General features: G+C 63.3%; 26 protein-coding genes. 14 read left to right on the top strand and 12 right to left on the bottom strand.

The genetic code is table 11. The features are described from left to right. Nucleotides 1-18: 18 nt before the first annotated feature. The 4 genes from dnaB to rpsF all read right to left on the bottom strand — a co-directional run bounded on the left by dnaB (nucleotide 19) and on the right by rpsF (nucleotide 3,335). Nucleotides 19-1,491, bottom strand: coding sequence for a replicative DNA helicase (dnaB, locus tag BJP05_RS00665; RefSeq protein ID WP_070361728.1), 1,473 nt, complete (start codon nucleotides 1,489-1,491; stop codon nucleotides 19-21). A 436-nt stretch (nucleotides 1,492-1,927) separates the two neighbouring features. Continuing rightward, the gene (rplI, locus tag BJP05_RS00660) at nucleotides 1,928-2,380 is read right to left on the bottom strand and encodes a 50S ribosomal protein L9 (RefSeq protein WP_070361727.1); all 453 of its coding nucleotides are present in this window, start codon (nucleotides 2,378-2,380) and stop codon (nucleotides 1,928-1,930) included. A 47-nt stretch (nucleotides 2,381-2,427) separates the two neighbouring features. Next, entirely contained in the window at nucleotides 2,428-2,997 is a 570-nt protein-coding gene (locus BJP05_RS00655) for a single-stranded DNA-binding protein (protein ID WP_070361726.1), read from the bottom strand. 41 nt (nucleotides 2,998-3,038) lie between these two features. Further along, on the bottom strand, nucleotides 3,039-3,335 hold the full coding sequence (gene rpsF / locus BJP05_RS00650) for a 30S ribosomal protein S6 (protein ID WP_070361725.1): 297 nt from the start codon (nucleotides 3,333-3,335) through the stop codon (nucleotides 3,039-3,041). A 19-nt stretch (nucleotides 3,336-3,354) separates the two neighbouring features. On the opposite strand from rpsF, the gene BJP05_RS11215 reads away from it, so the two are divergent. After that, complete coding sequence (locus BJP05_RS11215) at nucleotides 3,355-3,630, top strand: hypothetical protein (protein ID WP_168156153.1); 276 nt, start codon at nucleotides 3,355-3,357, stop codon at nucleotides 3,628-3,630. Here BJP05_RS11215 and BJP05_RS00645 read toward each other — a convergent pair. The 3 genes from BJP05_RS00645 to BJP05_RS10850 all read right to left on the bottom strand — a co-directional run bounded on the left by BJP05_RS00645 (nucleotide 3,588) and on the right by BJP05_RS10850 (nucleotide 7,728). Next, complete coding sequence (locus BJP05_RS00645) at nucleotides 3,588-5,102, bottom strand: glycosyltransferase family 87 protein (protein ID WP_070361724.1); 1,515 nt, start codon at nucleotides 5,100-5,102, stop codon at nucleotides 3,588-3,590. The genes BJP05_RS11215 and BJP05_RS00645 overlap by 43 nt on opposite strands. Nucleotides 5,103-5,112: 10 nt before the next feature. Next, on the bottom strand, nucleotides 5,113-7,302 hold the full coding sequence (locus BJP05_RS00640; protein ID WP_070361723.1) for a transglycosylase domain-containing protein: 2,190 nt from the start codon (nucleotides 7,300-7,302) through the stop codon (nucleotides 5,113-5,115). Nucleotides 7,303-7,365: 63 nt separating this feature from the next. Next, complete coding sequence (locus BJP05_RS10850) at nucleotides 7,366-7,728, bottom strand: DUF5318 family protein (RefSeq protein WP_084028643.1); 363 nt, start codon at nucleotides 7,726-7,728, stop codon at nucleotides 7,366-7,368. 97 nt (nucleotides 7,729-7,825) lie between these two features. Here BJP05_RS10850 and BJP05_RS00630 point away from each other — a divergent pair, with 97 nt between their 5' ends. The 4 genes from BJP05_RS00630 to BJP05_RS00615 are packed head-to-tail and all read left to right on the top strand — an operon-like array spanning nucleotide 7,826 to nucleotide 9,735. After that, entirely contained in the window at nucleotides 7,826-8,275 is a 450-nt protein-coding gene (locus BJP05_RS00630) for a MarR family winged helix-turn-helix transcriptional regulator (protein WP_070361721.1), read from the top strand. A 14-nt stretch (nucleotides 8,276-8,289) separates the two neighbouring features. Continuing rightward, nucleotides 8,290-8,940 carry a universal stress protein gene (locus tag BJP05_RS11065; protein WP_145945219.1) on the top strand — a complete coding sequence of 217 codons (651 nt, stop codon included), beginning with the start codon at nucleotides 8,290-8,292 and terminating at the stop codon, nucleotides 8,938-8,940. After that, nucleotides 8,831-9,250 carry a universal stress protein gene (locus tag BJP05_RS11210; RefSeq protein WP_168156152.1) on the top strand — a complete coding sequence of 140 codons (420 nt, stop codon included), beginning with the start codon at nucleotides 8,831-8,833 and terminating at the stop codon, nucleotides 9,248-9,250. Before BJP05_RS11065 ends, BJP05_RS11210 begins: the two co-directional genes overlap by 110 nt. 2 nt (nucleotides 9,251-9,252) lie before the next feature. After that, a complete protein-coding gene (locus BJP05_RS00615) occupies nucleotides 9,253-9,735 on the top strand; it encodes a hypothetical protein (RefSeq protein ID WP_070361718.1) in 483 nt (160 codons plus the stop codon). Here the strand turns inward: BJP05_RS00615 and BJP05_RS00610 are convergent. Together BJP05_RS00610 and BJP05_RS00605 are read right to left on the bottom strand one after the other, a co-directional pair. Next, nucleotides 9,698-10,606 (bottom strand): rhodanese-related sulfurtransferase, encoded by a 909-nt coding sequence (locus BJP05_RS00610; protein WP_070361717.1) that lies wholly within the window; start codon nucleotides 10,604-10,606, stop codon nucleotides 9,698-9,700. The genes BJP05_RS00615 and BJP05_RS00610 overlap by 38 nt on opposite strands. Before the next feature lie 10 nt (nucleotides 10,607-10,616). After that, entirely contained in the window at nucleotides 10,617-12,110 is a 1,494-nt protein-coding gene (locus tag BJP05_RS00605; protein WP_070363408.1) for a DUF1846 domain-containing protein, read from the bottom strand. A 237-nt stretch (nucleotides 12,111-12,347) separates the two neighbouring features. Here BJP05_RS00605 and BJP05_RS00600 point away from each other — a divergent pair, with 237 nt between their 5' ends. The 6 genes from BJP05_RS00600 to BJP05_RS00580 all read left to right on the top strand — a co-directional run bounded on the left by BJP05_RS00600 (nucleotide 12,348) and on the right by BJP05_RS00580 (nucleotide 18,102). After that, nucleotides 12,348-13,142: an Fpg/Nei family DNA glycosylase gene (locus tag BJP05_RS00600; protein ID WP_070361716.1), complete on the top strand. Its 795-nt coding sequence runs from the start codon at nucleotides 12,348-12,350 to the stop codon at nucleotides 13,140-13,142. Nucleotides 13,143-13,158: 16 nt separating this feature from the next. After that, nucleotides 13,159-14,586: a bifunctional ADP-dependent NAD(P)H-hydrate dehydratase/NAD(P)H-hydrate epimerase gene (locus tag BJP05_RS00595; protein ID WP_070361715.1), complete on the top strand. Its 1,428-nt coding sequence runs from the start codon at nucleotides 13,159-13,161 to the stop codon at nucleotides 14,584-14,586. A gap of 282 nt (nucleotides 14,587-14,868) precedes the next feature. Next, nucleotides 14,869-15,867: a hypothetical protein gene (locus BJP05_RS00590; RefSeq protein WP_070361714.1), complete on the top strand. Its 999-nt coding sequence runs from the start codon at nucleotides 14,869-14,871 to the stop codon at nucleotides 15,865-15,867. 10 nt (nucleotides 15,868-15,877) lie between these two features. Continuing rightward, on the top strand, nucleotides 15,878-16,333 hold the full coding sequence (locus BJP05_RS11060; RefSeq protein ID WP_145945218.1) for a hypothetical protein: 456 nt from the start codon (nucleotides 15,878-15,880) through the stop codon (nucleotides 16,331-16,333). Then, on the top strand, nucleotides 16,327-16,923 hold the full coding sequence (locus tag BJP05_RS11205) for a hypothetical protein (protein ID WP_070361713.1): 597 nt from the start codon (nucleotides 16,327-16,329) through the stop codon (nucleotides 16,921-16,923). Before BJP05_RS11060 ends, BJP05_RS11205 begins: the two co-directional genes overlap by 7 nt. A 48-nt stretch (nucleotides 16,924-16,971) precedes the next feature. Then, nucleotides 16,972-18,102: an MFS transporter gene (locus BJP05_RS00580; protein ID WP_070361712.1), complete on the top strand. Its 1,131-nt coding sequence runs from the start codon at nucleotides 16,972-16,974 to the stop codon at nucleotides 18,100-18,102. On the opposite strand, the gene BJP05_RS00575 is transcribed toward BJP05_RS00580, so the two are convergent. Beyond that, the gene (locus BJP05_RS00575; protein WP_070361711.1) at nucleotides 18,094-18,747 is read right to left on the bottom strand and encodes an ABC transporter ATP-binding protein; all 654 of its coding nucleotides are present in this window, start codon (nucleotides 18,745-18,747) and stop codon (nucleotides 18,094-18,096) included. The genes BJP05_RS00580 and BJP05_RS00575 overlap by 9 nt on opposite strands. Further along, complete coding sequence (locus tag BJP05_RS00570; RefSeq protein WP_320072983.1) at nucleotides 18,748-19,746, bottom strand: ABC transporter permease; 999 nt, start codon at nucleotides 19,744-19,746, stop codon at nucleotides 18,748-18,750. A gap of 93 nt (nucleotides 19,747-19,839) precedes the next feature. Between BJP05_RS00570 and BJP05_RS00565 the strand changes: the two genes are divergently transcribed. The 3 genes from BJP05_RS00565 to BJP05_RS00555 all read left to right on the top strand — a co-directional run bounded on the left by BJP05_RS00565 (nucleotide 19,840) and on the right by BJP05_RS00555 (nucleotide 22,159). Beyond that, nucleotides 19,840-20,958: a sensor histidine kinase gene (locus tag BJP05_RS00565; RefSeq protein ID WP_240492769.1), complete on the top strand. Its 1,119-nt coding sequence runs from the start codon at nucleotides 19,840-19,842 to the stop codon at nucleotides 20,956-20,958. Then, nucleotides 20,951-21,562 carry a response regulator transcription factor gene (locus BJP05_RS00560; RefSeq protein ID WP_070361709.1) on the top strand — a complete coding sequence of 204 codons (612 nt, stop codon included), beginning with the start codon at nucleotides 20,951-20,953 and terminating at the stop codon, nucleotides 21,560-21,562. The genes BJP05_RS00565 and BJP05_RS00560 overlap by 8 nt, the downstream gene beginning before the upstream one ends. Nucleotides 21,563-21,757: 195 nt before the next feature. Next, a complete protein-coding gene (locus tag BJP05_RS00555) occupies nucleotides 21,758-22,159 on the top strand; it encodes a hypothetical protein (protein ID WP_070361708.1) in 402 nt (133 codons plus the stop codon). A gap of 365 nt (nucleotides 22,160-22,524) precedes the next feature. Here BJP05_RS00555 and BJP05_RS00550 read toward each other — a convergent pair whose 3' ends face one another. Next, nucleotides 22,525-23,718, bottom strand: coding sequence for a multidrug effflux MFS transporter (locus tag BJP05_RS00550; RefSeq protein ID WP_070361707.1), 1,194 nt, complete (start codon nucleotides 23,716-23,718; stop codon nucleotides 22,525-22,527). Nucleotide 23,719 lies beyond the last annotated feature (1 nt).

Genomic DNA, 23,719 nt, shown 5'->3' with positions numbered 1-23,719 from the left:
CCCCGGACGGGTGCAGGATTAGCCGTGCGCCATGTTCACGAAGCGCGAGTAGTGCAGCTGGTGCGCAACCGGAATCGTGTCGATTGGTCCACCGCGGTGCTTCGCCACGATGATGTCGGCTTCGCCGGCGCGCTCGTCGTCGCGGTCCTGCGAGTCCGGGCGGTAGAGCAGGAAGACCATATCCGCGTCCTGCTCCAGGGAGCCGGATTCGCGGAGGTCAGCGAGCTGCGGTTTCTTGTCCGTGCGGGCCTCGGGGCCACGGTTGAGCTGCGAAATCGCGATCACTGGTACCTCGAGCTCCTTCGCCAACAGCTTCAAGTTACGAGAGAACTCCGAGACCTCCTGCTGACGCGACTCCACACGCTTGCCGGAGCTCATCAGCTGCAGGTAGTCCAGCACGATCAGGTCGAGGCCCTGCTGCTGCTTCAACCGGCGCGCCTTAGAGCGGATCTCCATCATGGTGAGGTTGGGGGAGTCGTCGATAAAGAGTGGGGCGTCCTGGATCTCCTCGAGCCGACGGGTGAGCTTCTCCCAGTCCTGCTCCCCCATCTGCCCCGAGCGCATCGAGGACAGCTTGATCTCTGTTTCGGCCGAAAGCATGCGCATGATGATTTCGGACGCGCTCATTTCGAGCGAGAAAATCACTGAGGTCTTGCCCTGCTGGATCGAGCAGGAGCGCATGAAGTCGAGCGCCAGCGTCGACTTACCGACGCCCGGGCGCGCCGCGATGATGATCATCTGGCCTGCGTGCAGACCGTTGGTGAGCTTGTCCAGGTCAATAAAGCCGGTGGGCACGCCCTGCTCCAGGCCACCGCCCTGCGCGATGGCCGCGAGCTCGTCGACGGTGTCCTGCAGCAGGTCGCCGAGCACCTTGTAGTCCTCGCCGGCGTTCTTGCGGGAGATCTGGAAGAGTTCCTGCTGAGCGCGGTCCACGACGGCGTCGATCTCCATGCCGTCTTCACCCTCATAGCCGAGCTGCACCACGTGCGTACCGGCGTTGACCAGCTGGCGGAGGATCGACTTCTCCTCGACAATCTCCGCGTAGTAGCGGGCGTTGGCGGCCGTCGGCACCTCGGAGATCAGCGTGTGCAAGTAAGGAGCGCCGCCGACACGCTCAAGCTCGTTGTTGCGGTCCAGCTGGCCTGCGACGACCACCGCGTCAATGTCGGATCCGTGCGAGTACAGGTCCGTGATGGTCTTGTACACCAGCTGGTTCGCCGGGAAGTAAAAGTCCTCCGGGCGCAACGCGTCCGAAACGTCAGTGATGACGTCCTGGTTGAGCAGCATGGCGCCAAGCACGGAACGCTCCGCGCGCTCGTCGTGCGGGGGCTGGCGGTACTCCTTCAGGTCCTTGCGGCCCCGGTTAAAGTTCGACGACCCACCGTCCCACTGGCGTGGCTCCGGTGGCGCCGAGGACTCTGGAGGCTCCGGTGGTGGAACGTAGTCGTCGTCAAAATCGTCGAAGCTCGCGGCACTCGAGTTCTCAGCCATGCAGCACCCTTTACCCTTTCGTGTTGCACAACAGCGTACCGGATTCCCCAGACATTCACGTACCGCCAGTTGAGTTATCCACAGGGGCTGTGAATAGTTTTCCATTGTGCCTGGGATCTATCCACAGGGGGTGTGCACAACTTGTGGAGAGTGTGTGGAAAAGCTATCGATAGCGCGCGCTACAGCGACCTCTTCGCAGGTCACACCACTTTTATTCAAGACGGTACCCATTGGTACCCCCGGTGGATAACCCGCTACCAGCTGGTTTGACTAGGCGATTACGGTGCGCTATATACACCGTCACATGAGGGTCACACCGCCTCGCTGTGGAGAGTTATCCACAAGCGCAGGTAGGCAAACGAAAACGGGCCCCGCTCCTCACAAGCGGGACCCGTTCTCAAGCTGTTGTCGTTGGACTACCTATCGGTAATCGTCGTTATTTGCTAACGACCTCGAAGTTCACTTTGCCTTCCACGCTGTCGTGGAGGTTCACCTTGACCTGGTATCCACCGGTCTTGGTAACAAGGCCCTTCGGTACATTGATGCGGCGCTTGTCCAGGGATGGACCGCCGGCTGCCTTGACAGCTGCTGCGATGTCGCCAGGCTTGACGGAGCCGAACAGCTTGCCCTTCTCGGAGGTACGCACTGGCACCTTCACGCCGGTCAGCTGGTCGAGCTGATCACGCAGCTCCTTTGCGTGGTCCAAGTCGCGGACCTCGCGCTCCTTCTGTACACGCTGAATATCACGGATCTGCTTCTCTGCACCGCGGGTGGCTGGGATAGCCAGGCCACGTGGGAGCAGGAAGTTACGGCCATAGCCGCCCTTGACCTCGACGATCTCGCCTGCCTCGCCAAGGTTATCAACGGCAGCGGTGAGGATCAGTTTCATGAATCCTAACCTTCCTTGAGTTGAAAATGCTTATGTGTGGGAAATGCTTAGAACGGGGGCTCGTCGTCCATCCCGCCGAATCCACCGGCAGGTGGAGCCGAATTCCACGGATCGTTTTGCGGCTGCGACTGCTGTGCCTGCTGCTGTTGCTGTGCAGGCTGCTGCGGTGCCTGACCAAACCCACCCATGTTCTGAGGCTGCTGCTGTTGCTGTTGCTGCTGTGGGCGACCGTAGCCCGAGTTGCCCTCGCGTGGCGTGCGCTGCACGTTCGCGGTGGCATACTTCAGGGACGGGCCTACCTCATCAACTTCGACCTCAAACACGGTGCGGTTTTCGCCCTCGCGGGTCTGGTAGGAGCGCTGCTTCAGGCGACCGTTGACGATAACGCGCATACCCTTGGTGAGGGACTCCGCGACGTTCTCCGCCATCTGACGCCAGCAGTTACAGGTCAAAAACAGGGCCTCGCCGTCTTCCCACTGATTCGTGTCGCGGTTGAACTGGCGTGGCGTGGAAGCGATGCGGAAGTTCGCTACCGCTGCACCACTTGGAATAAACCGCAGTTCCGGGTCCGCAACCAGGTTGCCGACGACGGTGATCGGTGTATCGCCTTGTGCCATTGTTTTGACTCCTTCGTTTCCGTGGTTCCGAAAGCCGTTCTTTACTTGTCGGTTCGCAGAACCTTGGTGCGCAGCACTGATTCGCTCAGGCTCAGCACACGATCGAGCTCTTGGACGGTATCTGCTGCGCATTCAAGATTGATGACAGCGTAGATGCCCTCTTCCTTCTTGTTGATTGGGTACGCAAGACGCTGCTTGCCCCACACATCAACGTTTTCTACCTTGCCGTTTTCCTTACGGACGATCTCGAGGAACTTGTCCAGGGACGGGGCAACGGTGCGTTCATCCTGCTGTGGATCGAGGATGATCATTACTTCGTAGTGACGCACGGACCTCATCACCTCCTATGGTCTAGATTTGAATGTTTTCGGCCGCCGCATTGTGCGGTGGCAGGAGGGTCGTTGCGTCAAGCAACCCCACCAGCGTACCCCACCCGTTACGCTGGGCAAAATACTTCTCGACGCCCCCTCCGCCCTACTGCGGATTGGGCACGGCTACGAAGACCGCGAGGATCACCGGAATGACGGTAATGAAGACAAAAGCGGCAAGACCGTAGCCAACGGCGCGAGGGATTTCTTGACGGTTCGTCGCTACGAACGCTGCGGCGATGAAACCGAATCCGACTGCGATTGAGGCGATTCCGGTAACGGTTGCGGATCCCATGCTGGCTCCTTCCAATCTTCAGGGGTAGTCAGAAGCGGGTCGTGGCCGTTGTGTGCGGCAGCAACTTTGTCCTCGCGCTTGCCGAACATCTGCTGGATAACCAGCACCATAATGGCGATGATGAGTGCGTCGCGGGAGATGATGACGGTGTCCAGCAGCGCGCCAGGAGCACCCTTTTGGTCCTCGCCCATCATGTGCCACATCAGCACTGGCCACACCATCATGTCCACGGTCATCCAGGTCAGCAGCAGGCGCCAGTACGGCAGGGCAAGGACAGCGGGAACGATGAACCAGATGGAGTACTGGGGGCTCCACACCTTGTTGAAGAGGAGGAAGAAGCCGACGATGAGCACGAACAGCTCGGCGACGCGCGGCGTGCGCGGCGCCTTCAGGCCAAGCACGAGGACGGCTGCGCAGCCCGCGAGGAAGAGCACCAGCGTAACCGTGTTCAGGATGACGGGGGCTCCTTCGCCACTGTCGAATCCGCTCCAGCCGAAGACGCGGTTGATCACTGCGTAGATGGTGGTCCACTCCCAGCCGCGGTCAGTGTTCAAGCGGTTGAACTCGTTCCATGCCTCCGGGTTGTGCAGGTACACCGGCAGGTTCACCGCCACCCAGGTCAGTGCGGTGGCGGCCACCATCTTCAGGAAGGGCACGAAGGTGCGCTTCCTGATCGCCAGCACCAGGTAGGCCCCGAGGATGAACAGTGGCCACAGTTTGAATGCGGTGCCGGCGCCGATCAGGACGCCTGCCAGCCAGTACTTCTTGTTGCGCACGGCGAGCATGGCTGCCACGACGAAGAAGATGGATGGGATGTCCCAGTTGGTGAACAGGTGCATGATCAGCAACGGGGAGCCGACGACGAGCAAGGTGTCCCAGATTCGGTTACCGGCTAGCTCCGCCACCATGCGCGCCGTGACCACCCAGATGGCGGCCAGGATGAGCACGGTGACGTAGAAGTACCAGCCGGATTCCGGCAGGATGCGGGAGACCGCAAAGTAGGTGTTGCGGGAGATGAACGCGCAGAACTGCTGGAACAGGCCAGCGAGCACTGGGTACTCCATGTAGCGCGTCAGGTCACCCTCAACCCAGGAGAAGTCGTAGACGAAGCCCGGCTGGTCCAGGCCGCGGCCGCCGTACAGCGGCAGGATGTCGTTGTAGCAAAAGGAGGTGTACTGCCGGTTTCCGTCCCAGTTGACCTGCATGATGCCGTTATCGTCCAACTTGCCCATTGCGCAGTTCGACTTCGACAGCGCGCCGAGGCCAATGAAGACGTAGGCGAGCGCGAAGATGGTGCGTAGCGGCGTCCAGAACTTGGAGCGACCAATTTGGGCGAAGCGCCCCATCGGCCCGCCGAGGAACTCAACCCAACCGCGGGCGGCGGGTTCGGTGAGGGCTGGCTGGACGCGATCCTTCGGGTCAGGCCACGTGGTTGCTGTCATCGTTGCTCCGTTATCCAAAGATATCGTTTATAACCTGGTCGATTGCGTCCTGTACCGGGTCCGGCCGCGGCGCGGGCGCCGGTGCTGGCGCCGGAGCCGGAGCCGGTGCGGGGGCTGGTGCCGCCGGCTGGCCAGGTCCGGCCTCGCCCGTCGGCGCGTTGGCGTCGGCGCTTGGCGACGCCGCATCAGCCGGAGCACCCGTGGTCGAATTACCGGAGAAGCCACCGTAGTAGCCGCCCAGGTTCACGCCGCCCGAGTAGGGGTGGACGCCCCAGTACACCGGGGATGCCTCAGGGAAGTACTCGAAGTCCTGGCCCTGCAGGAGGGAGTCCAGCACGTTCTTCCAGATCCGGCCCGGGGTGTCGGCGCCGAACATGTTGCCGCCGTAGGAGTTGAAGATGGCCGAGGTGTTGTCGGCAGTGCCCACCCACACGGCCACGGCGAGCTGCGGCGTCGAGCCGACGGTCCAGGCGTCCTTGTTCAGGCCGGTGTTGCCCAGCTGGGCAGTACCGGTCTTCGCGGCCGACGGACGGCCGCCGGCCAACACGGCGTTGGAGTACGGGACGACGGACTGCATCGCCTTAATCACGTTGTCGGCGACTTGCTGGGAAACACGGCGCTCCGTGTAGCCCGGGTCGAACTCGTAGAGGACCTCGCCGTAGGCGTCGGTGACGCGCTGCACGAAGTGTGTCGGGTGCGCCAGGCCGCGGTTCGTCAACGTGGACACCGCCGTAGCCATATCGAGCACGCGGGACTGGTACTGGCCCAGCACGATGCCCTCGTAGGGCTGGCCACCGTTTTCACGCAGCGTCACCGGGATACCTGGGATGGAGCGGGCCACGCCGAGAGCGTGCGCCATGTCCGCGGTGTCCTGCGTGGTGTTATCCAGGTCATCCTGAATGCGCATGAACGCGGTGTTCGAGGAGGTGCGGGTGGCATCCAGCATGGAGATCATGCCTGCGCCGCCGCCGTCCCAGTTCGTCACCACGTGGCCACCCGGCAGCGTCACAGGGGTTGCCGAGTACATCGCGTTGAGCGGGATGCCCTGCTGCAGCGCCGCGGCCAGCGCGAAGATCTTGAAGGTGGAACCGGTCTGCAGACCTGCGTTGGCGTAGTCCCAGCCGGAGGGGTCGTCGCCGCCGTAGTAGGCGCGTACTGCGCCCGTCTTCGGGTCGATGGCCACGACGCCGGTGCGGGCGTCGTCCTGCAGGAGCGAAAGCTGCTCGCGGGAAATCCGCTCGACCTCTGCCTGCGAGTTCGGGTCAATCGTGGTGGTGATCTTCAAACCACGGTTGGTAAGGTCCGACTCGGAGATGCCAATGGTGGCCAGCTCCGTCATCACCTGGTTCTTAATCAGGCCGTTCGGGCCGCTGGCCTCGGTGTAGGCCGAGTAGGTCGCCGGATCGCGGGTCTCCGGGTACTGCAGCCCGGCGCGCTTCGCAGGGTCGAGCTTGTTCGTCTCAACGAGCCCATCCATCACGTAGTTCCAGCGGGCTTTCGCGCCATCAGGGTTGGTCCACGGGTCGAGCTGGCTCGGCAGCTGGATGGAGGACGCAAGCACGCCGCCCTCCTCCAGCGTCAGCTCGCTGGCCGGCTTGTCGAAGAATGCGTGCGCAGCAGCCTCGATGCCGTATGCGTTGCGCCCGAAGTAGACGGTGTTGAGGTAGGCGTTGAGGATTTCTTCCTTGGTCCAAGAGTGGGTCATCTTGATGGAGTACACCAGCTCCTTGGCCTTGCGCTCATAGGAGTGCTCATTGCCGACCAGGGCGTTCTTCACGTACTGCTGCGTAATCGTGGAGCCACCACCGGCTGATGCGTTGCCGGTAATCTGGCCGATCACGGCGCGACCGAAGCCGGTGAAGGAGAAGCCGGAGTTGTCCCAGAAGTCGCGGTCCTCGGCAGCGAGGACGGCGTTTTGCACGTCAACTGGCACCTGCTCCAGCGGGATCTGAACGCGGTTGCCCTCCGGCGGCACGATGCGAGCCAGGTCGGTTTTGCCGTCGTTAAAGTAGAGGTTTGAGATCTGCGCCGTTTCGATCTCATGCGGCTCCGGGATGTTCGCCCGCTGGTAGTTCCAGATAAACCACACAGCTGGGATGCTGGCCAGCAACACCACGAGCAGGAGCATGGCTAGGACCCATTGGCCCGTCCGCGACCGGGACTTGGATGGGGTCTTGGTTTTCTCGTCTACGTTAGTCACACATTGTCCCTGTACGATCACCTACAGAATTGCTACAGCACACACTACCCGTACCGGGCGTTTTTACCGCACTGGAGTGGCGGTCCATTCTTGCAACAAGTGGTTCCAGTGGCAGTGGGGGCACACTTCCACCTTGTGCACGGTGATTGGGCCGACCTCACCCACAAGGGTGTCAATCTCGGCCTCGCTGCGTGCGGTGCCGGTGCGACGTCCAAGCTTTTCGCTGTACACCCAGCGCACTTCTCGCAAGTCACGGCCGCAAATTGGGCAGTTTCTTTTCGACGCCTCTCCGTGATGTTCTGCGGCTGCGCGGAGAAGGAAGTCGGCGTCGCAAAGCTCTTCTCTGGGAATGTGCCCGGCGTGATAGGCGCGAAGGGCCGCCCGGCGTTGCCATTCGTGCGAAACTTCGTGCTGGTAGGTGAACATCGCCGCCATACTAGCGCAACAACATAGTTTCCTTCGCCTATGTATAGAATGATGCGTTGCACGTTTTGTTCGTCTCTTTTGTACAAGGCAGGTCCTTATGGCTGATCGTCCTGACCCGTTGGAGTTGGCACAGCGTATTCGCCCGGCGATGACGAGTTTGTATGTCGCGTATTTCCGAAATACGGAACGCTCCGACCTCACCGGCCCCCAGCTTTCGATCTTGCGTCGCCTCGAGGTGGAAGGGCCGAGCCGGATCAGCCATATCGCCACGTCAGAGGGCGTGCGGATGCCGACGGCCTCGAACACCATCAACCAACTGGAGAAGCGCGGCCTCGTGCACCGCACGCGCTCCGCGGAGGACAGGCGCGGCGTGCTCGTCGACCTGACTGACCAGGGCAAACGCGAGCTGAGGCGAGTGGGCAAGGAACGCACGCAGTACCTCGCGGATATGCTCGCCACGCTTGATGACGCCTCGCTGCAGCAGCTCGACGCCGCCACCGAGGCAATTAATACCCTGGCAGACGTCTACGCGAACCCGGAAAGCTAATACACTAGGTCGGTATGGCGCCACGATCTTTCTCTTCTGAACTAGCCCAGTCCTTTGAGTCTGAGCGCCCACTTCGAGTGCTCGTCGGTTGGGATGCTTCCAACTCGGAGGCGATCGAGTTCGCCGCCTGGCTGGGGCGGAGCCTGCCCGTGACGGTGCGGGTTGCGGCGTCGGTGTCGGGTTCGTGGACGAAGTCGCTGTCGTCGAAGAAGTACGACAAGTGGCTGCAGAAGCAGCGAGACACCATCAGCGAGAAGGCCACGAAGGCGCTGAAGCACGAGTTGCCGCGTTCGCAGTGGGCGGACCCGGTGGCGCAGGTGCTGGAGCGCGGCAGCCTCGCGGAGTGCCTGTTCGAGATGGCGGACGGTTTTGAGGCTGATATTTTGCTGCTCGGCTCGAAGTCGAAGACGTCGAAGGGCCGTTTCCGGCCGACCTCCGACGCGGACGAGATGATGCACTCCTCCCCCGCTTCCGCTGGGCCTGGCGCCGAAGGGCGTGCAGCTTTCGAAGAAGGGCATCACCCGCGTCACCTACTCGCTCATCGACTCTGGCGCGGTGCAACCGAGCTTCTCCGGCCTGGCGTACGCCACCACGCTCGCCAGCCTTCTCGACGTCCCGCTGCGCATCATCGCGTTTTCCCCCAGCGAGGGCGGCGGTTTCGATGACCAGGAAGACCAGATGGAGTGGAACGAGGCCGCGCTCGGCCTGTTGGACCGCGCACGCGACTCGGCGTTTGCTGTCGCGGAACACCTCGGGCCGGAGCACACCGAGCGTCTCGACGTCTCCAACTTCGTCGCCACCGGCAAGGGTTGGAAGAAGGCCATCGACTCGGTGAAGTGGAAGAAGGGCGACATTTTGTGCCTGGGCTCGAAGTCCTCGGGCCCGCTCAAGCGCGTGTTCGTTGGCACCCGCGAGGGCGAGTTCATCCGCTTCGCCCCGGTGCCCGTCATCGTGTACCCACGAGGGAAGCACTAACCATGGCTGACGTGTTTGACCACCCCGAAAACGATCTGCATTCCGGCGCGGACCGCTTCTCCCGCGTCCGGCCGGAACCGGCCAGCTTCGACGAGCTGGCCTTAGAGCCGGACCCGCTGGAGGTCGCGCGGCGCAACAAGGCGTCGACGAAGCAGGCGATCACGCTTGCGGTGGTGACGGTGCTTGGCACGCTGCTGTTCGCGTGGGCACTCGCCGCCGTCGCCCGCGTGCAGGGCGGCCCCCTGTGCGAGGCCGGGGACGCGGCGTGGCTGTGCACCGAGTCGTGGCGGACGTGGTGGGCCGTCGTCACCTCGATTCCGCCGGTGGCGGGCCTACTCACCTGCGCGGTGCTGATGGTGCGCAAGCTCAACCGCTACGAGCGCTGGATCCCCTGGATGGGCGTGTTCTGGCTGCCCATCGTGCCGTTCACCATGTGGTGGCTGACGGTCACGATTGGGATGCTGGCGCTTGATGCGACGCACTAGCGCAATCTGCGCAGTACGGGTTCTCCTCCCGGCAGGCCTCGCAGCTTAAGTACTGGTGGCGGCACTCCGGCTCGTTCACGCAGTTATAGAACATGTTCGACGGCGCCCCGCAGTGCACGCAGTGGCCAAGCTGCACATAGTCCGGGTCATTCTCCGGGCCGAACTCGGTGTGCATCCGCTTATCAAACACGTACAGCGAGCCCTCCCACAGGCCCGAGTTGCCGTACTTCTCGCCGTAGCGGACGATGCCGCCGTCGATCTGGTAGACCTCCTCGAAGCCGCGGTTCTTCATCAGGCTGGACAGGATCTCGCAGCGGATACCGCCGGTGCAATAAGAGATGACTGGCTTGTCCTTCATCCAGTCGTACTTGCCGCTCTCCAGCTCCTTGATGAAGTCGTGGGTGGTTTCCACGTCCGGGACCACGGCGTTCTTAAACTTGCCAATCTCAGCCTCGCGGGCGTTGCGGCCGTCGAAAAACACAACATCCGGGTTGTTGGCCACCAGCTCGTTGACCTCCTCCGGCTTCAGGTGTGTGCCGCCTCCGACGACACCGTGCTCGTCGACCTTCAGCTCGCCCGGCGCGCCGAACGCCACGATCTCATCGCGCGCCTTGACCGACAGCTTCGGGAAGTCCTCCGCGCCGCCCTCGGACCACTTGAACTCGATGCCCCGGAAGTACTCCTTCGTCTTCTTCACGTAGGTCTTGCAGGCCTTAATGTCACCGCCGACGGTGCCGTTGATACCGTCCTTCGAGATCAGGATGCGGCCGGTCAGTCCCAGGCCCTCGCAGAGGTCGCGCTGCCAGAGGCGTACCGCGTCCGGGTCCGCGATGGGCTGGAACTTGTAATACAGGAGGATCTTGCTCGTCATGCCCACGAGTTTAGCGCTTGTGGTAGAGCCCCTTCTTCCAGTACTTCGGCTCCGAGGTCACTAGCACGCCCAGGTTACGGAAAATGCCCTCGTCGACGGAGCCAAGAATGGTGCTGGTGTGCGCGTCGCAGCCGCGCAGGTTCTTCAGCTGCTCCAGCGCCGCCGCCGCATCACTGCTTGTCGACGCCGACACCGACAACGCAATGAGCACCTCATCAGTATGTAGCCGCGGGTTCACGGACCCGAGGTGGCGCGTCTTCAGCGTCTGGATCGGCTCGATGGAATCCGGCGACAGGAGGTGGACGGAGTCGTCGATCCCCGCGAGCACCTTCAGCGCGTTGAGCAGCACCGCCGCCGACGGGCCCAACAGGTCCGTGGTCTTGCCGGTCACGATGGTGCCGTCAGGCAGCTCCAGCGCAGCGCCCGGCGTGCCGGTGGTTTGTGCGACCTCCAGGGCCGGAGCGACCACCACGCGGTCCTGCGGGGTCACCTCCGCCTTGCGCATGATGTTCAGGATCCGGTCGGAGACGGTGTGGTCGGAGTCGTCGCGGCGCTCGTCCACGAGCGTCTTGTAGTAGCGGCGCACGATCTCCTGCTTCGCGGCGTGGCGGCAGGCGGCGTCATCACTAATGCAGTAGCCCGCCATGTTCACGCCCATGTCCGTCGGTGACTGGTACGGCTCCTCCCCCGTCACCTCACGCAGCAGCGCCTTGAGCAGCGGGAACACTTCGATATCACGGTTGTAGCTGGTGACGGTCTCCCCGTAGGCGTCCAGGTGGTACTGGTCGATCACGTTGACGTCATCAAGGTCGGCCGTCGCGGCCTCGTACGCGAGGTTCACCGGGTGCGACAGCGGCAAGTTCCAGATGGGGAACGTCTCAAACTTGGCGTAGCCAGCGTTAATACCGCGACGGTGCTCGTGGTAGATCTGGCTCAGGCACGTGGCCAGCTTGCCGGAGCCCGGGCCCGGTGCCGTCATCACGATCAGGTCGCGGGACGTCTCCACGTACTCGTTGCGGCCGAAGCCCTCCTCGGATACGATGCGCTGCGTATCGTGCGGGTACCCGGCAATCATGTAGTGGCGCGACACCGTCAGGCCCAGACGCTGCAGCCTCTCAATGAACGCCTCCACCAGCGGGTTCTCACCCTCCAGCTGGGTCACCACCACATTCTCGACGAGGAACCCTCGCTCCCGGAACACGTCCACGAGGCGCAGCACGTCCTCCTCGTAGGAAATCCCGAGGTCCGCCCGCATCTTCTGGCGCACCACGTCACCCGCATTAAACGCGATCACGATCTCGACCTCATCCTTGATGCGGTCCAACATCGCAATCTTGTTATCCGGCGTAAACCCCGGCAGCACGCGGGAGGCATGATTGTCGTCGAAGAGCTTGCCACCCATCTCTAGGTAGAGCTTTCCCCCAATTGCTTTTCGTCGGGCCGAAATGTGCTCCGACTGCATCGCAATGTACTTATCCCGATCAAATCCAACGCTATATGGCATGGAACCTGAAGTATACCGGGCCAGCCCGCGCATCTCTATTTGTGCACGTTGGGGCGGGGTTGGTTCCCGTCGACCTCTTACGGTCGACCAACCCTGGTCAGGGCGAAATCAGGTTTTTGGCGTCGAAAAGCCCCAAATTGCCGTGACCTGCATTGGTCGACGCTAAGAGGTCGACCGGAGCGGAAGCGGGTGCGCACTGTACCTTAATCGGTGAGATATAAGGAGTAGCAGAGTCCAATGCCCGAAGGCCACGTCATCCACCGCCTCGCCCGCCACTTGAACGACACGTTTGCGGGGCAGCCCATCGAGATTTCCTCCCCGCAAGGACGTTTCGACGTCTCCCCGCTCGCTGGCGCCACCCTGACGGAGGCCCGCGCGGTGGGCAAGCACCTGTTCCTGGAGTTCTCCACGGCGACGGTGCATGTGCACCTGGGCCTGATTGGTTCCTTCCGTTTCGAACCGGCGGAGGACGTGTGGGGCCAGATCCGGCTGCGGCTGGCCAACGAGGACGTGGCGGCGAACCTGCGCGGCCCGCAGTACTGCCGCTACGTCTCCCCACCGGAGGAGCAGGTGATTCTGGACCGCAGCGGCGAAGACCCCCTTGACCCGGACGCGGACCCGGAGGCGCTGTGGGAGAGGGTGCGGGCGTCGAGACGCACGATTGGGTCATTGATGATGGACCAGCAGTACTTCGCGGGCGTGGGCAATATATACCGTGCGGAGCCGCTGTTCCGCCTGGGTATTTCCCCGTTCGTGCCGGGCCGCGCGTTGGACCACGAGGCGTTCCTGCGCCTGTGGCAGGACGTGCGCGAGCTGATGGAGTACGGGGTGGAGCACGGCCGGATAGATACTGTGCGCCCCGAGCACAGCCCCGAGGCGATGGACAGACCACCCCGGAAGGACGACCACGGCGGTGAGGTCTACGTGTACCGCCGCGCCGGCGAGCCCTGCTTTGTTTGTGGCACACCAATCGAGGTGCGCAAGTACGAGGGCCGCAATTTGTTCTGGTGCCCCTCCTGCCAGGCGGAATAGCGCGTAGAATGGCGGAATGTTTGCTGCACCGTTTGCCTATTCCGCCGCGGAGATTCGAGCCGCGGAAGCTCCCCTCCTTGCCGCTGAGGCGTCTCCAGATGCGTTGATGCAACGCGCCGCGCATGCTGTGGCGCGCGTGGCGCGCGAGATGTCGGGGCCGCGGGAGCGAGTGTTGTTGCTGGTGGGCCCGGGCGGCAACGGTGGGGATGCGCTGTACGCGGGGGCGGAGCTCGCCAGGGAGGGATGGCAGGTCGAGGCCTGGCTGCCGCTGGGCAGGGCGCAGCAGCGGGCGTTGGATGCGTTTGTGGGGGCCGGAGGTGGGGTCGTCGAGAAGCCTGGGGCGTGCGACCTCCTTATCGACGGCCTCTTCGGCCTCGGCGGGGCCGGCGACCTGCCCGACGCTGTCGCCGACATCGACGCGAACCAGGTGCTGGCCGTGGACGTGCCGAGCGGCGTGGATGCCGACACCGGCAAGGCCGGCCGCAACGCGCTGCAGGCCAACGTGACGGTGACGTTCGGCGGGTGGCGCTACGCGCATGCCCTCTCGACGCGCTGCGGGAATGTGCTGTGCGCGGACATTGGCCTACCACTGCCGGAGAGCCACGTGCGGGCGTACCGCGCGGTGCCCAACACGGGCCTGGACCTCGAGGGCATCAGGCCGATGGGCCCGGTGCCGGTGAGCGTCAAGGAGCCCGGCGCCGATGACGACAAATACACAGGCGGTGTGGTCGGCATCCACGCTGGCAGCGGCACGTATCCGGGCGCGGCGCTGCTGTGCACGGCTGGGGCGGTGACGGCGACACCGGCGATGGTGCGGTTCGCGGGCGCGCAGGCGCTTGAGGTGGTACGGGCGCGGCCGGAGGTCGTGGCCACCCGCGAGTTGGAGCAAGCCGGTCAGGTGCAGGCGTGGGTGTGCGGCCCTGGTATCGGGATCGATGGGGAGGCGGATGCTGCCGTCGATTGGGTGTTGCGGCAGGGTGTGCCGGTGGTGCTCGACGCGGATGCGCTCACCCTTGTGGCCCGCGCGCCGCGTAAGTTGGCGCGGGTTGTGGTGACCCCGCACGACGGTGAATTTTCACGCCTATATACAGGTATGACCAACGATCGCGTCGAGGAGACTGCCGACTGCGCACGGGCGCTCGGCTGCACGGTGGTCCGGAAGGGGCGTGCCACGGTCGTTTCAGACGGCCAGGAATCCATCCTTATCGACGCCGGCTCCTCCTGGGCCGCCACACCCGGCTCCGGCGATGTGCTTGCCGGGATTATTGGGGCTCGTGTGGCGCGCGACGGGATAGACGACGTCCTACTTTTGGCCCAGTCGGTTCAGGTACACGCGGTGGCTGCGTGGCTCGCTTCCCGGACACCGTACGGCCACGCACAGACTTCTGCTAGCGAAATTGCATCCAATGTGCGTAGCGCTACGGCGTGGTGCGCACGTTTTTAGCAAAAGCAGTGTATGTGGGTCTAAATTACACCGCTGTAATTTAATGCCGATGAACTGCATTTTCACCCTCCACACCCCCAGAAAGGGTTAGGTGGGGTATGGTCCCTTTGTTTGGTTTGTGGCTTCCTTAAATGTAGATGTTGAACAATCCCGCAAACACATGTCATGGACCTGCGAGTATGTGAATATTAAGGTTTATTTACGGTTTTTCCTGGATAAATACAGAAACACGCGTCAACGAACGAATACGTTTCCGCAGCTCCCTCGGCTACACTCAGAAATATGTTCAACAATCGGAGACTCCAAGCAATCGCAATCGCGCTCTCGCTCGGCGCGTGCGCCATGGTCGCCCCTTCCGCTGAAGGCGCAACCGTTGGCGAGAATGTCTCCGGCGTATGCTCCATCCGCCTTAACGCCGAAGAGACAAAGCTTTATGAGCAGTCGAAAGGCAAGGCGGCAAGCTTCGACGTCGACAAGGCGTGGAAGCTCGCATTCGAGCAGGCTTTCCCAGCAGCCAAGATGCACGGCGAGAAGCTGTACAACGATCTGAAGTCGGACTTTGCGTACCAGCAGCAGTTCCAGCCAGATCCTCGCCCGAAGCTCGCTAAGCAGGTCGCTGAGGACTCGGAACTGCCAGAGTCTGTCGCACTCGACTACGTCACCCACAAGTGGAGCGACGCAGTCGTGGCAGGCTTCGAGAACCCGGGTCGCCTCCCAGAGATCCTGGAGTACGACAAGTACTTCGAGAACGGCGAGATCCCAGCCTCGAAGCAGTCGTTCCGCGCACCGGAACCAGTCTTCCCGACCATCGGTGACCGCGACGCCCTGATCCAGGAGAAGAAGGACCAGTTCAAGGGCCTCACCGACGAACAGGCAGCTGCTTGGGTTGACCAGTTCGAGAACCAGGAAGGCGTCGCAGAGACCCGCACCATGGCGGAAGTCGAAGCAGCGCTGAACCAGTCGAAGGACAACTGCCGCGACGGCAAGTCCGGCATCGTGCTCTTCCCAACGCAGCACTCCAACCCGGACGCAGTCTCGCAGGGTGCTGAGGGCACTGAGCGCAGCAAGGAGCAGCCAACCACCACGCCTTCCTCTCCGACCACCACGGTTTCCGTTGACGTTCAGGTCAACCCATTGAACGGGAAGACCACCGTCACCCAGGAGCCTTCGAAGACAGTCGATACGAGCGATAACTCGGCTGCCCTTATCGGTGGCATTGTTGGCACCATCGTGATTGCAATCCTGGCGGTCCTCGGCCTGACGGCAGCCAAGATGCTGTAATCTCATCTCCATGGAGTCTCGGAGATTTTTCACTGGCGTTGTAGCCCTCGGGCTCAGCGCCAGTTTGTTGTCTCCAGTCGCGGACGCCGCCGTCATCGGCCCCCAAGATCCCGCAACGAAACTCTGCGCGTTCTACCTCTCCCCCGCCGAATACGCCCGCCTCATGAACGCAGCGCGCCTCCACTTCTCCGCGCCCGAAAAAGAGTACGCGCTGGACTATCAAACATTCCGGCAAGCATTTCCGGAGCTGGGGAAGGTCGAAGAGGACGTCTATAAGCGGATTAGGGAAGAGGAGGGCGAGAGTTTCTCGCTCCCAGCAACTTCGCGCGGCCCGACTCGCTGCAGCACACGTACGCGGTTGAGGCCTTCACAGAGGCGGGGCTGCCCGCGAGTGTCGCCGAGTGGTACCTCTTCAAGTACAGTCCGCAGCGCACCACACCGCAGGCGTCGGCGGATGACGTGCTGACCTACCACTACTACGAACTCATGGGGCAATACCAGGTGCTCGGGCCAGGGCAACGCGCCCTGTTCCGGCCGGTCACCCAAGCCACTGAAACCCCAGACATCGCGCGCGAGCTCCAAACCCGCTTCCCCGGGCTCAGCGACGCCGCCGCAACCGCCTGGGCGCAGCAGTACGCAGACACGTTCTTCTACACCAACCTGCGGCGCGTCAAGGAATACGTCAGCCTACGGGAGCGGGCTGAGCAGCTCTGTGCCGCCGGCGGCGACGCCACCCTGGCGCTCCCGATCCCGCCGAACGCGGTGAATACGGTGGTGCCGCCGATCCCCGAGCCGACCACCAGCACCGCGGTTACGGTGGCGCCGAAGCCCTCGACGCCCGCTGCACAAGCGCCTGCGCCGACCGCAACGGCCACAACGAAGCCAGCCCCAACCACAACCACGCCCGCGCCCACAACCACGACCCCGACCGAGACCGAGGAAGAGAAGGAGCTCACGCCGCTCGCGATCGCCGGGATCGTGCTGGGTGTGCTGGGCGCGGTGCTAGCGGGAGGCACCCTTATCATGCAGGCTCTCAACCTGGGGGCGTTCGCCTAACACGCCCGGTGTAGGTTGTCACGTGTGAGTAAACAGTCGTCGCTTCCTATGCTGCCTCTTTCCGCGATGAGCTTCGCGGCGTTCGTCTACGTCACCTACGAGATGTTCGCGGTCGGCCTGATTCGACCCATGGCGCAGGACCTCGGCGTGACGGAAGGCCAGATCGGCCTCCTCATGAGCGTGTACGCCGGTCTGGTCGCCGTGGTGACCATCCCGCTGATGCACTTCACGCGCAACTGGGACCGCAGGCCCGTCTTCCTGGCCACGCTCGGCTTCCTCGCCGGGGGCGTGATTCTGCAGGGCATCGCGAACAGCTACGCGGTGCTCGTCGCTGCCCGCGTGACCGCGGCGTTTACGCACGGGCTGTTCTGGTCGCTGATCAACCCGATGGCGGCACGGCTGGCGCCGAAGGGGATGACGGGCAAGGCGGTGGCGACGGTGTCGTTCGGGTCGACGATGTCGGCGGTGATCGGTACGCCGTTGACCACCATGCTCGGCGGGATGATCGGGTGGCGCGGCTCTACCTGGGTGTTGGGCGTCGCGGTGATTTTCTCGGTGGTGGCGTTGGTGGCGTCGCTACCCTCGATGCCGGCGAAGCACCCGGAACCGGCAACGGGGGCGAAGCGGACAAAGTCGGCGATCCCGTCGCTGGTACTCTTCCTGACGTTCAATGTCACCGCCGTGTTCACCACCTTTACCTACCTGGCGCTGCTCATGACGACGACAGCCGGGCCGAAGCTGGTCCCGTTCGGGCTGTCCCTCTTCGGCATCTGCGGGGTGATTGGCGTGTTGACGGCGGGCAACACGGTGGACCGGCGCATGATCCGGGTTAACGGGTTCGTCGCCGTGCTGCTGGTCGGGTCGGCGGCGCTGGGGCTGCTCGCACTGGAGACGAAATCGGTGCTGCTCATCATCGCGATGATCATCGTGTTCGGGCTGGCGAACGGGGCGCTGCCGCCGTCGGCAACCACCATCTTCCTGCACGCCGGAAAACGCAACGAAGACCTGGCAAGCTCCATCTACGTGGTGACCTACCAGGTCGGGATCGCGGCCGGATCCGCGCTCGGCGCCGCGGTGGTGGACGCGGGCTTCCTGCCCGGCACGCTCTGTATGACGGCCGGACTGGCGGCCTGCGCATTCATCACCCTGGTGCTTGGGTCGCGCCCGAAGCTACGCTAGCACCCGCTCGCGCGACACGTGGCCGTCGCGGACGCGGACTACCTCGTCGCTCTCGGAGATGAGGCTGGCGTTGTGGGTGACAAACCCGCAGGCGACGTCGTGCTCCTGCACCAGGGTCCGCAGCAGTGCGACGATCTCGTGGGAGCGCTCCGAGTCGAGCGCCGCCGTCGGCTCGTCCGCGAGGATCAGCTTCGGCTCCCCCATCAGCGCACGGGCAATGCCGACGCGCTGGCGCTGCCCGCCGGAGAGCTGCTGCATGCTGCGGTCCCCGAGGCCGTCCAGGCCTACTTCCGCGAGCAGCTCGTTCGCGCGGTCCACGCGAGGCTTCACGCCACGAATGTGGTCGGTGACCAGCAACTGATCCCGGACGTTCAACGCCCCGATCAGGTTGGCCTGCTGGAAAATCATCCCGATCTTCTGCAGGCGGACTTCGTCGGAGACCGGGGTGGCGTCGACAAGAACGGTGCCGCTGTCCGGGGTGAGCAGGCCCGCCGCCGCGGAAAGCAGGGTGGACTTGCCGGAGCCGGACTCACCAATGATGAAGGTGAGGTGGCCGGGGTTGGCGTCGAAACTGACGTTATCCAGCGCCGTGAGTGTGTCCTCGCCGTCTTGGTACGTGACGGTGACGTTTTCCATGTGCAACATTTACGCAATACCTCCCAGTGCGAGCTGCGGCTCAACTTTTGTAATTTGGCGCGTCGCGATGAACGCGCCCACCATCCCGATCGCCCAAATCGCGAGCGGCGGGCCGGCGACCGTGAGCACCGTCAGCGAGAACGGCGCCACCTTCGACGCCGCCAGGCCAATGCCCAGCGCGATCAGCGCGCCAACCGCCGCGCCGATGCCCAGCAGCACCGCCGCCTGACCCAGCGCATCCTTGCGCAAGTAGCTATTCGACGCCCCAATCGCCTTCAAAATGGCCAGGTCACGGGTGCGCTGCATGGTCCACACCGTCAAGAAGGCCACGATGACCAGCGCCGCGATGGCGTACAGGAAGCCCAGGATCATGTTGAAGGACGCCTGCTCCGACTTGTACGCAGCCAGGCCGTTGAAGGAGTCCTTCATACTCATGCCACGGTCATCGCTAGCGAGCAGCACCGTGCCGTCCGCGTCGGTGTGCATAGCGGCCTTCCAGTCCTCCGTGTTCACCCACAGGACCGCGGTGTGGGAGAAGTACAAGTCATCCGTGACGGCGTCGACGGTGATCGGGGTGCCGCCGACGGAGAGCTCGTCGCCAGGAGCGACGTTCAGCGAACGCGACGCGACCGCGCCGTCGCCGAGCACCTCGCCGCCGGGCAGCTCCGTGCCCTTCGGCAGACCCAGGATGGAGATGGACTCCTCCTTGCCGTTCTCGCGCAGCAGCAAGGTTTGGCCGGTGCCCAGCGGGACCGTGCCCTCCTCCGCCGTCACGCGCGACGTCATATAGGAAGGCTCATCCATGTCCTGGAAGACGACCGACTTTGCATCCAGTGCCTCCAGGGCCTCCGTGTTCTGCTTGCCCAAACCGTTGGTCAACCCGGTCAGCATCACCACGAGCAACGTGATCAACCCGACCGTGCCGACAATGAGGCCGAACCGCCCCTTGGCTTTCACAATTTCTCTCAATCCGACGAACATGCCCACATTGTGCGTGTGAGCAGGCATAATCCACATCGGGAGCGGGGTTGAACCTCGAATCAACCGTCCGGTTGATGCGCTCTCAATCGCATGTCGGGTGCAGCGTCTAAGGTGATCTGCGTGAACACCACCAACCGGATCCTCACCTTCCTGCGCGTCAGCCTGCACGTACTCGTTGCCGTGCTGCTGCTCGTCGGCGTTGTCTCCAGCGGGTGGAACCCGCTGGCCATCTGCATGGCGGTCCCCTTCGCGTTGCTCTACCTGGCCGGGACCGTGGCCTACAACGAAGGCAAGCGCTTCCCCCGCGCTGCTATGTACACCTGGCTCGCCGCCGTCCTCGCGCTGTGGGTGGTTATGGCGCTGCACGCCGCGGAGTTCGTCTGGCTGGAGTTCCCGCTGGTCATCCTGGTCTCCGTGGTGCTGCCCACCTGGTCCGGTATCGCGGTGGCGGCGCTGCTGCTGGCATTCACGCTGTCGGTCACAGCGCCGGGCGCGGGAATCGGCGGAGTGGTCGGACCGCTGCTCGGCACCGTGCTGGCGCTGCTGATCTACCACTCCTACCGGGCACTCCGCGCCGAAGCCGACCACTACAAACACCTCGCCTACGAACTCCAGGCCACCCACATGGAACTCGCCGCCGCCGAACACGCCTCCGGCGTCCTCGAGGAACGCGCCCGCCTCTCCCGCGAAGTCCACGACACCATCGCGCAAGGCCTCAGCTCCATCGTGCTGCTCGGCCGCACGCTGGACAAACAGATCACCGAGCCCGGCGCGAAACAGATCCTCGACACCATCCGCGCCACCGCCTCCGACAACCTCGCCGAAGCACGCCGCTTCGTCGCCGTCAACGCCGGGCCCGCCGAACCCCTGCCACGCAGGCTGGAGGAGCTCGCGCGGGGAGCGGAGGGGCGTCAACAAGCACTCGGGCAACGGCTCACGGTGGACCTCAACGTCGAGGACGTGCCCGAGCCCGCCGCCGACGTCATCGAGCGAGTCGTGCGCGAGGGGCTCTCCAACATCGTGCGCCACGCCGGCGCCACCCGCGCCGTGGTCACGGTGGAGAAGCTTGGGGACGTCGCCACCGTCGACGTCTTCGACAACGGCCGCGGCATCACCGGGCCCGAAGGCTACGGCCTGCGCGGGCTGCGGGCGCGCGTCGCGGAAGTCGGCGGCACCCTCAGCGTCGAAGGTAACGTACTAGCAGCAAGCATCCCCCTGGGAAAGGACACCCATGAGTGAGATCAACGTCATGCTTCTCGACGACCACCCCGTCGTCCGCGCCGGCCTCCGCGCAGTGCTCGACTCCTTCGGCGACATCACCGTTGTTGGCGAAGGCGCGGACGGGCGCGCCATCGAGCGGATGCCCGACAACGTCGACGTTGTGGTCACCGACATCCAGATGCCGCACGTGGACGGCATCGAAGTCACCCGCCGCCTCGGCGAAGCAGGCGGCCCGCCCGTGCTCATCCTGACCACCTACGACACCGAAGCCGACGTCGTCGCCGCCGTCGAAGCCGGCGCCCTCGGCTACCTGCTCAAAGACGCCCCCGAGGACGAACTCCACGATGCTATCGTCGCCGCCTCCCAGCGCAAACGGGTCTTATCCCAGGAAGTCGCCGGGGTCCTCGCCGAGCGCCTCATGCGCCCCGACGAAGCCTTAAGCGCCCGCGAAATCGAAATCCTGCGCGCCCTGCAGACCGGCGCCTCCAACCGCGCCATCGCCGACCGACTCTTCATCTCGCAGGCCACGGTGAAAACCCACCTGATCCACATCTATAACAAACTCGGCGTGGACAACCGGACCGCCGCCGTGGACCGGGCGAGGGAGCGCAAGATTATTTAGGTGTTGGTTGGGCGCTAGATTGCTCGGCAGTGCTTGAGCTTGAATCCTTTTCCTCGTGGAGGCTTTTTCTGCGCTGGGAAGACTTCCGATGCTGGCTTCGGTGCATAAGCACTAGCACTCGGCGCAACCGAAATTGCTGCCCCCGTGAAAGCTAAACTTACTATCCCAACTACTCATGAACGGAGCGGCTTTCGAATGACCAGTCTTTCTTCCTTGTCAAATGGTGAGCTGCAAGGCTTTTACGAAGAGCTTTACGTGTATTGCTCTGAAAAGGATTCTTACCACATTGCAGAGCGTTTCCAGAAGGAACTCAAACTTTCCTTCTCCGAAATTGACGCTCTTCCTGATTTCACAGTTAGTGAATGCGATGAAGACGAGTACGAACTTGCTAAAGAATTAGAACCTGGTAGCAATCAGGAGAGCTTTCGTCCATACGTGATTACCCAGCACTTCTTCTTGGAAGTCTTAAACCTAAGTGACCAGGTAATTGACCCTATTAGTGATGCTGTTTTCGAAGCCGTTCAACGAGCGACAGAAGATGTCCCATACTTCAGTTTCATGGGCTTTCTCAAGGACAATCGCTCTGAGGATAAGTAGAACCGGATCGAAATCGATAGCTCTTTTTCTCTAAGTTCGAGCGTTGAGCTGGACGTGCACGCAAAAGACCAGGTCGCTGATTGTTAATGTGGGTATTTGGCGCTAACCGCGGCAGAACGTGCACCAAATTCCCGATTTTCCGGAAAGGTGCCTGGCTATTTCCCCAGGTCGCGATCTCTGCGCAAAGGAATTTGGTGTCACCCTCGCCGACCCGAGTGACAAAAGACGCAACCCACTTTTCACGACCTGGGCTTTTACCGGGTTCAGCCGACAGGATTGCGTCCATTGTCACTCGCTCCCCACTCCATGCACCAAATTCCAGCATTTGAAAAGCGGCCCCAGGATACCTGCACGCCACAGAAGTGCTAGATGTTTTTAGGCCTGGAATGTGGTGCAGCGCTACCCAAAAGCACTCCCAGAAGGGCCAGGCCGGCGCAGGTGAGGATGCCGTTGGCCATCGATGCGGTCGGGTTGGACCCGAGCGCCACCAGGGGAGGGACCAGGCCGCCGATGATGAATTGGAAGAAGCCCATCGCGCCGGTGCCGGCGCCGATCCCGATGTCCCGGATCTCCTCCACGGCGAGCGCCGAGGCGTTGGCCATGATGAACCCGGCCATGGCGGACAGCGTGGCGATGAAGGGGAGCATCGTGAGGTTGGGACCGAGCTGGCTGTAAGCGAGCAGGATCAGCCCGGCGAGGATGTCAACAGATAACGCCACAACGAGCAGGGTGCGTGGCTGGTGGGTCTTGACCAGGCGCATGTTGATGGAGTTCGACAGCGGGATGAGCAGGGCGATGCCGCCGAAGATGAGGGAGAAGGCAGTCGGTGTAACGCCGAGCTGCACCTGCAGGACCAGCGGTGATGCCGAGATGTACGAGAACAGGGTGCCAAAGCCGAGGCCGGCGGCGAACATGTAGCCGAGGAAGGCGGGGCGCCGCAGGCACTGGACCATGCGAGGGAAGATGGTGCGCAGTGTGCCGCGAGTCCGCTTGGCGGGTGGGAGGGTTTCGGGGACGAAGCGCCAGGCGATGAGGATCTGGGCGAGGTTGACGGCGGCGATGGTCCAGAAGACGCCTCGCCAGGTGAAGGCGGGGATGATTAGGCCGCCGAGCACGGGGGCGATGGCGGGCATGAAGCCGGAGATCGCCATGAGGCCAGACAGTCCGCGGGCGGCCTCGCGGCCGTGGGCGATGTCGGGGATGACGGCCCGGGTGACGACGACGGCACAGCCCCCTGCCAGGCCCTGCAGGAATCGGGCGGCGATCAGGAAGGAGATCGTGGGGGCGACGGCGCACGCCACCGATGCCGCGAGCGCCACCACCGAGGAGACCAGGATGGCGGGTTTGCGGCCCGTACCGTCAGAGATGGCGCCGAAGACCAGGTTGCCGAGTGCCATCCCGAGCATGAACCCCGAGATGGTCAGTTGGGCGGAGGAGGGGGACGTCGATAATTGGGTGGCGAGCTCGGGCATGCCGGGCAAGTACATGTCGATGCCGAGCGGGCCCGCTGCGGTGAGCAGGGCCAGCGCAAGTAGGAGGCCACCGGAAAGTTTCTGCACG

The organism is Corynebacterium sp. NML98-0116, assembly GCF_001767255.1.
Taxonomy (GTDB): domain Bacteria; phylum Actinomycetota; class Actinomycetes; order Mycobacteriales; family Mycobacteriaceae; genus Corynebacterium; species Corynebacterium pseudogenitalium.
This window is presented reverse-complemented; position numbering and strand designations above follow the sequence as displayed.

Bases quoted from the DNA above. Each gene is read 5' to 3' on its own strand.
- dnaB (WP_070361728.1), bottom strand. From the start codon at position 1,491: ATGGCTGAGAACTCGAGTGCCGCGAGCTTCGACGATTTTGACGACGAC.
- rplI (WP_070361727.1), bottom strand. From the start codon at position 2,380: ATGAAACTGATCCTCACCGCTGCCGTTGATAACCTTGGCGAGGCAGGC.
- BJP05_RS00655 (WP_070361726.1), bottom strand. From the start codon at position 2,997: ATGGCACAAGGCGATACACCGATCACCGTCGTCGGCAACCTGGTTGCG.
- rpsF (WP_070361725.1), bottom strand. From the start codon at position 3,335: ATGAGGTCCGTGCGTCACTACGAAGTAATGATCATCCTCGATCCACAG.
- BJP05_RS00645 (WP_070361724.1), bottom strand. From the start codon at position 5,102: ATGACAGCAACCACGTGGCCTGACCCGAAGGATCGCGTCCAGCCAGCC.
- BJP05_RS10850 (WP_084028643.1), bottom strand. From the start codon at position 7,728: ATGTTCACCTACCAGCACGAAGTTTCGCACGAATGGCAACGCCGGGCG.
- BJP05_RS00630 (WP_070361721.1), top strand. From the start codon at position 7,826: ATGGCTGATCGTCCTGACCCGTTGGAGTTGGCACAGCGTATTCGCCCG.
- BJP05_RS11065 (WP_145945219.1), top strand. From the start codon at position 8,290: ATGGCGCCACGATCTTTCTCTTCTGAACTAGCCCAGTCCTTTGAGTCT.
- BJP05_RS00615 (WP_070361718.1), top strand. From the start codon at position 9,253: ATGGCTGACGTGTTTGACCACCCCGAAAACGATCTGCATTCCGGCGCG.
- BJP05_RS00610 (WP_070361717.1), bottom strand. From the start codon at position 10,606: ATGACGAGCAAGATCCTCCTGTATTACAAGTTCCAGCCCATCGCGGAC.
- BJP05_RS00605 (WP_070363408.1), bottom strand. From the start codon at position 12,110: ATGCCATATAGCGTTGGATTTGATCGGGATAAGTACATTGCGATGCAG.
- BJP05_RS00600 (WP_070361716.1), top strand. From the start codon at position 12,348: ATGCCCGAAGGCCACGTCATCCACCGCCTCGCCCGCCACTTGAACGAC.
- BJP05_RS00595 (WP_070361715.1), top strand. From the start codon at position 13,159: ATGTTTGCTGCACCGTTTGCCTATTCCGCCGCGGAGATTCGAGCCGCG.
- BJP05_RS00590 (WP_070361714.1), top strand. From the start codon at position 14,869: ATGTTCAACAATCGGAGACTCCAAGCAATCGCAATCGCGCTCTCGCTC.
- BJP05_RS11060 (WP_145945218.1), top strand. From the start codon at position 15,878: ATGGAGTCTCGGAGATTTTTCACTGGCGTTGTAGCCCTCGGGCTCAGC.
- BJP05_RS00580 (WP_070361712.1), top strand. From the start codon at position 16,972: ATGCTGCCTCTTTCCGCGATGAGCTTCGCGGCGTTCGTCTACGTCACC.
- BJP05_RS00575 (WP_070361711.1), bottom strand. From the start codon at position 18,747: ATGTTGCACATGGAAAACGTCACCGTCACGTACCAAGACGGCGAGGAC.
- BJP05_RS00570 (WP_320072983.1), bottom strand. From the start codon at position 19,746: ATGCCTGCTCACACGCACAATGTGGGCATGTTCGTCGGATTGAGAGAA.
- BJP05_RS00560 (WP_070361709.1), top strand. From the start codon at position 20,951: ATGAGTGAGATCAACGTCATGCTTCTCGACGACCACCCCGTCGTCCGC.
- BJP05_RS00555 (WP_070361708.1), top strand. From the start codon at position 21,758: ATGACCAGTCTTTCTTCCTTGTCAAATGGTGAGCTGCAAGGCTTTTAC.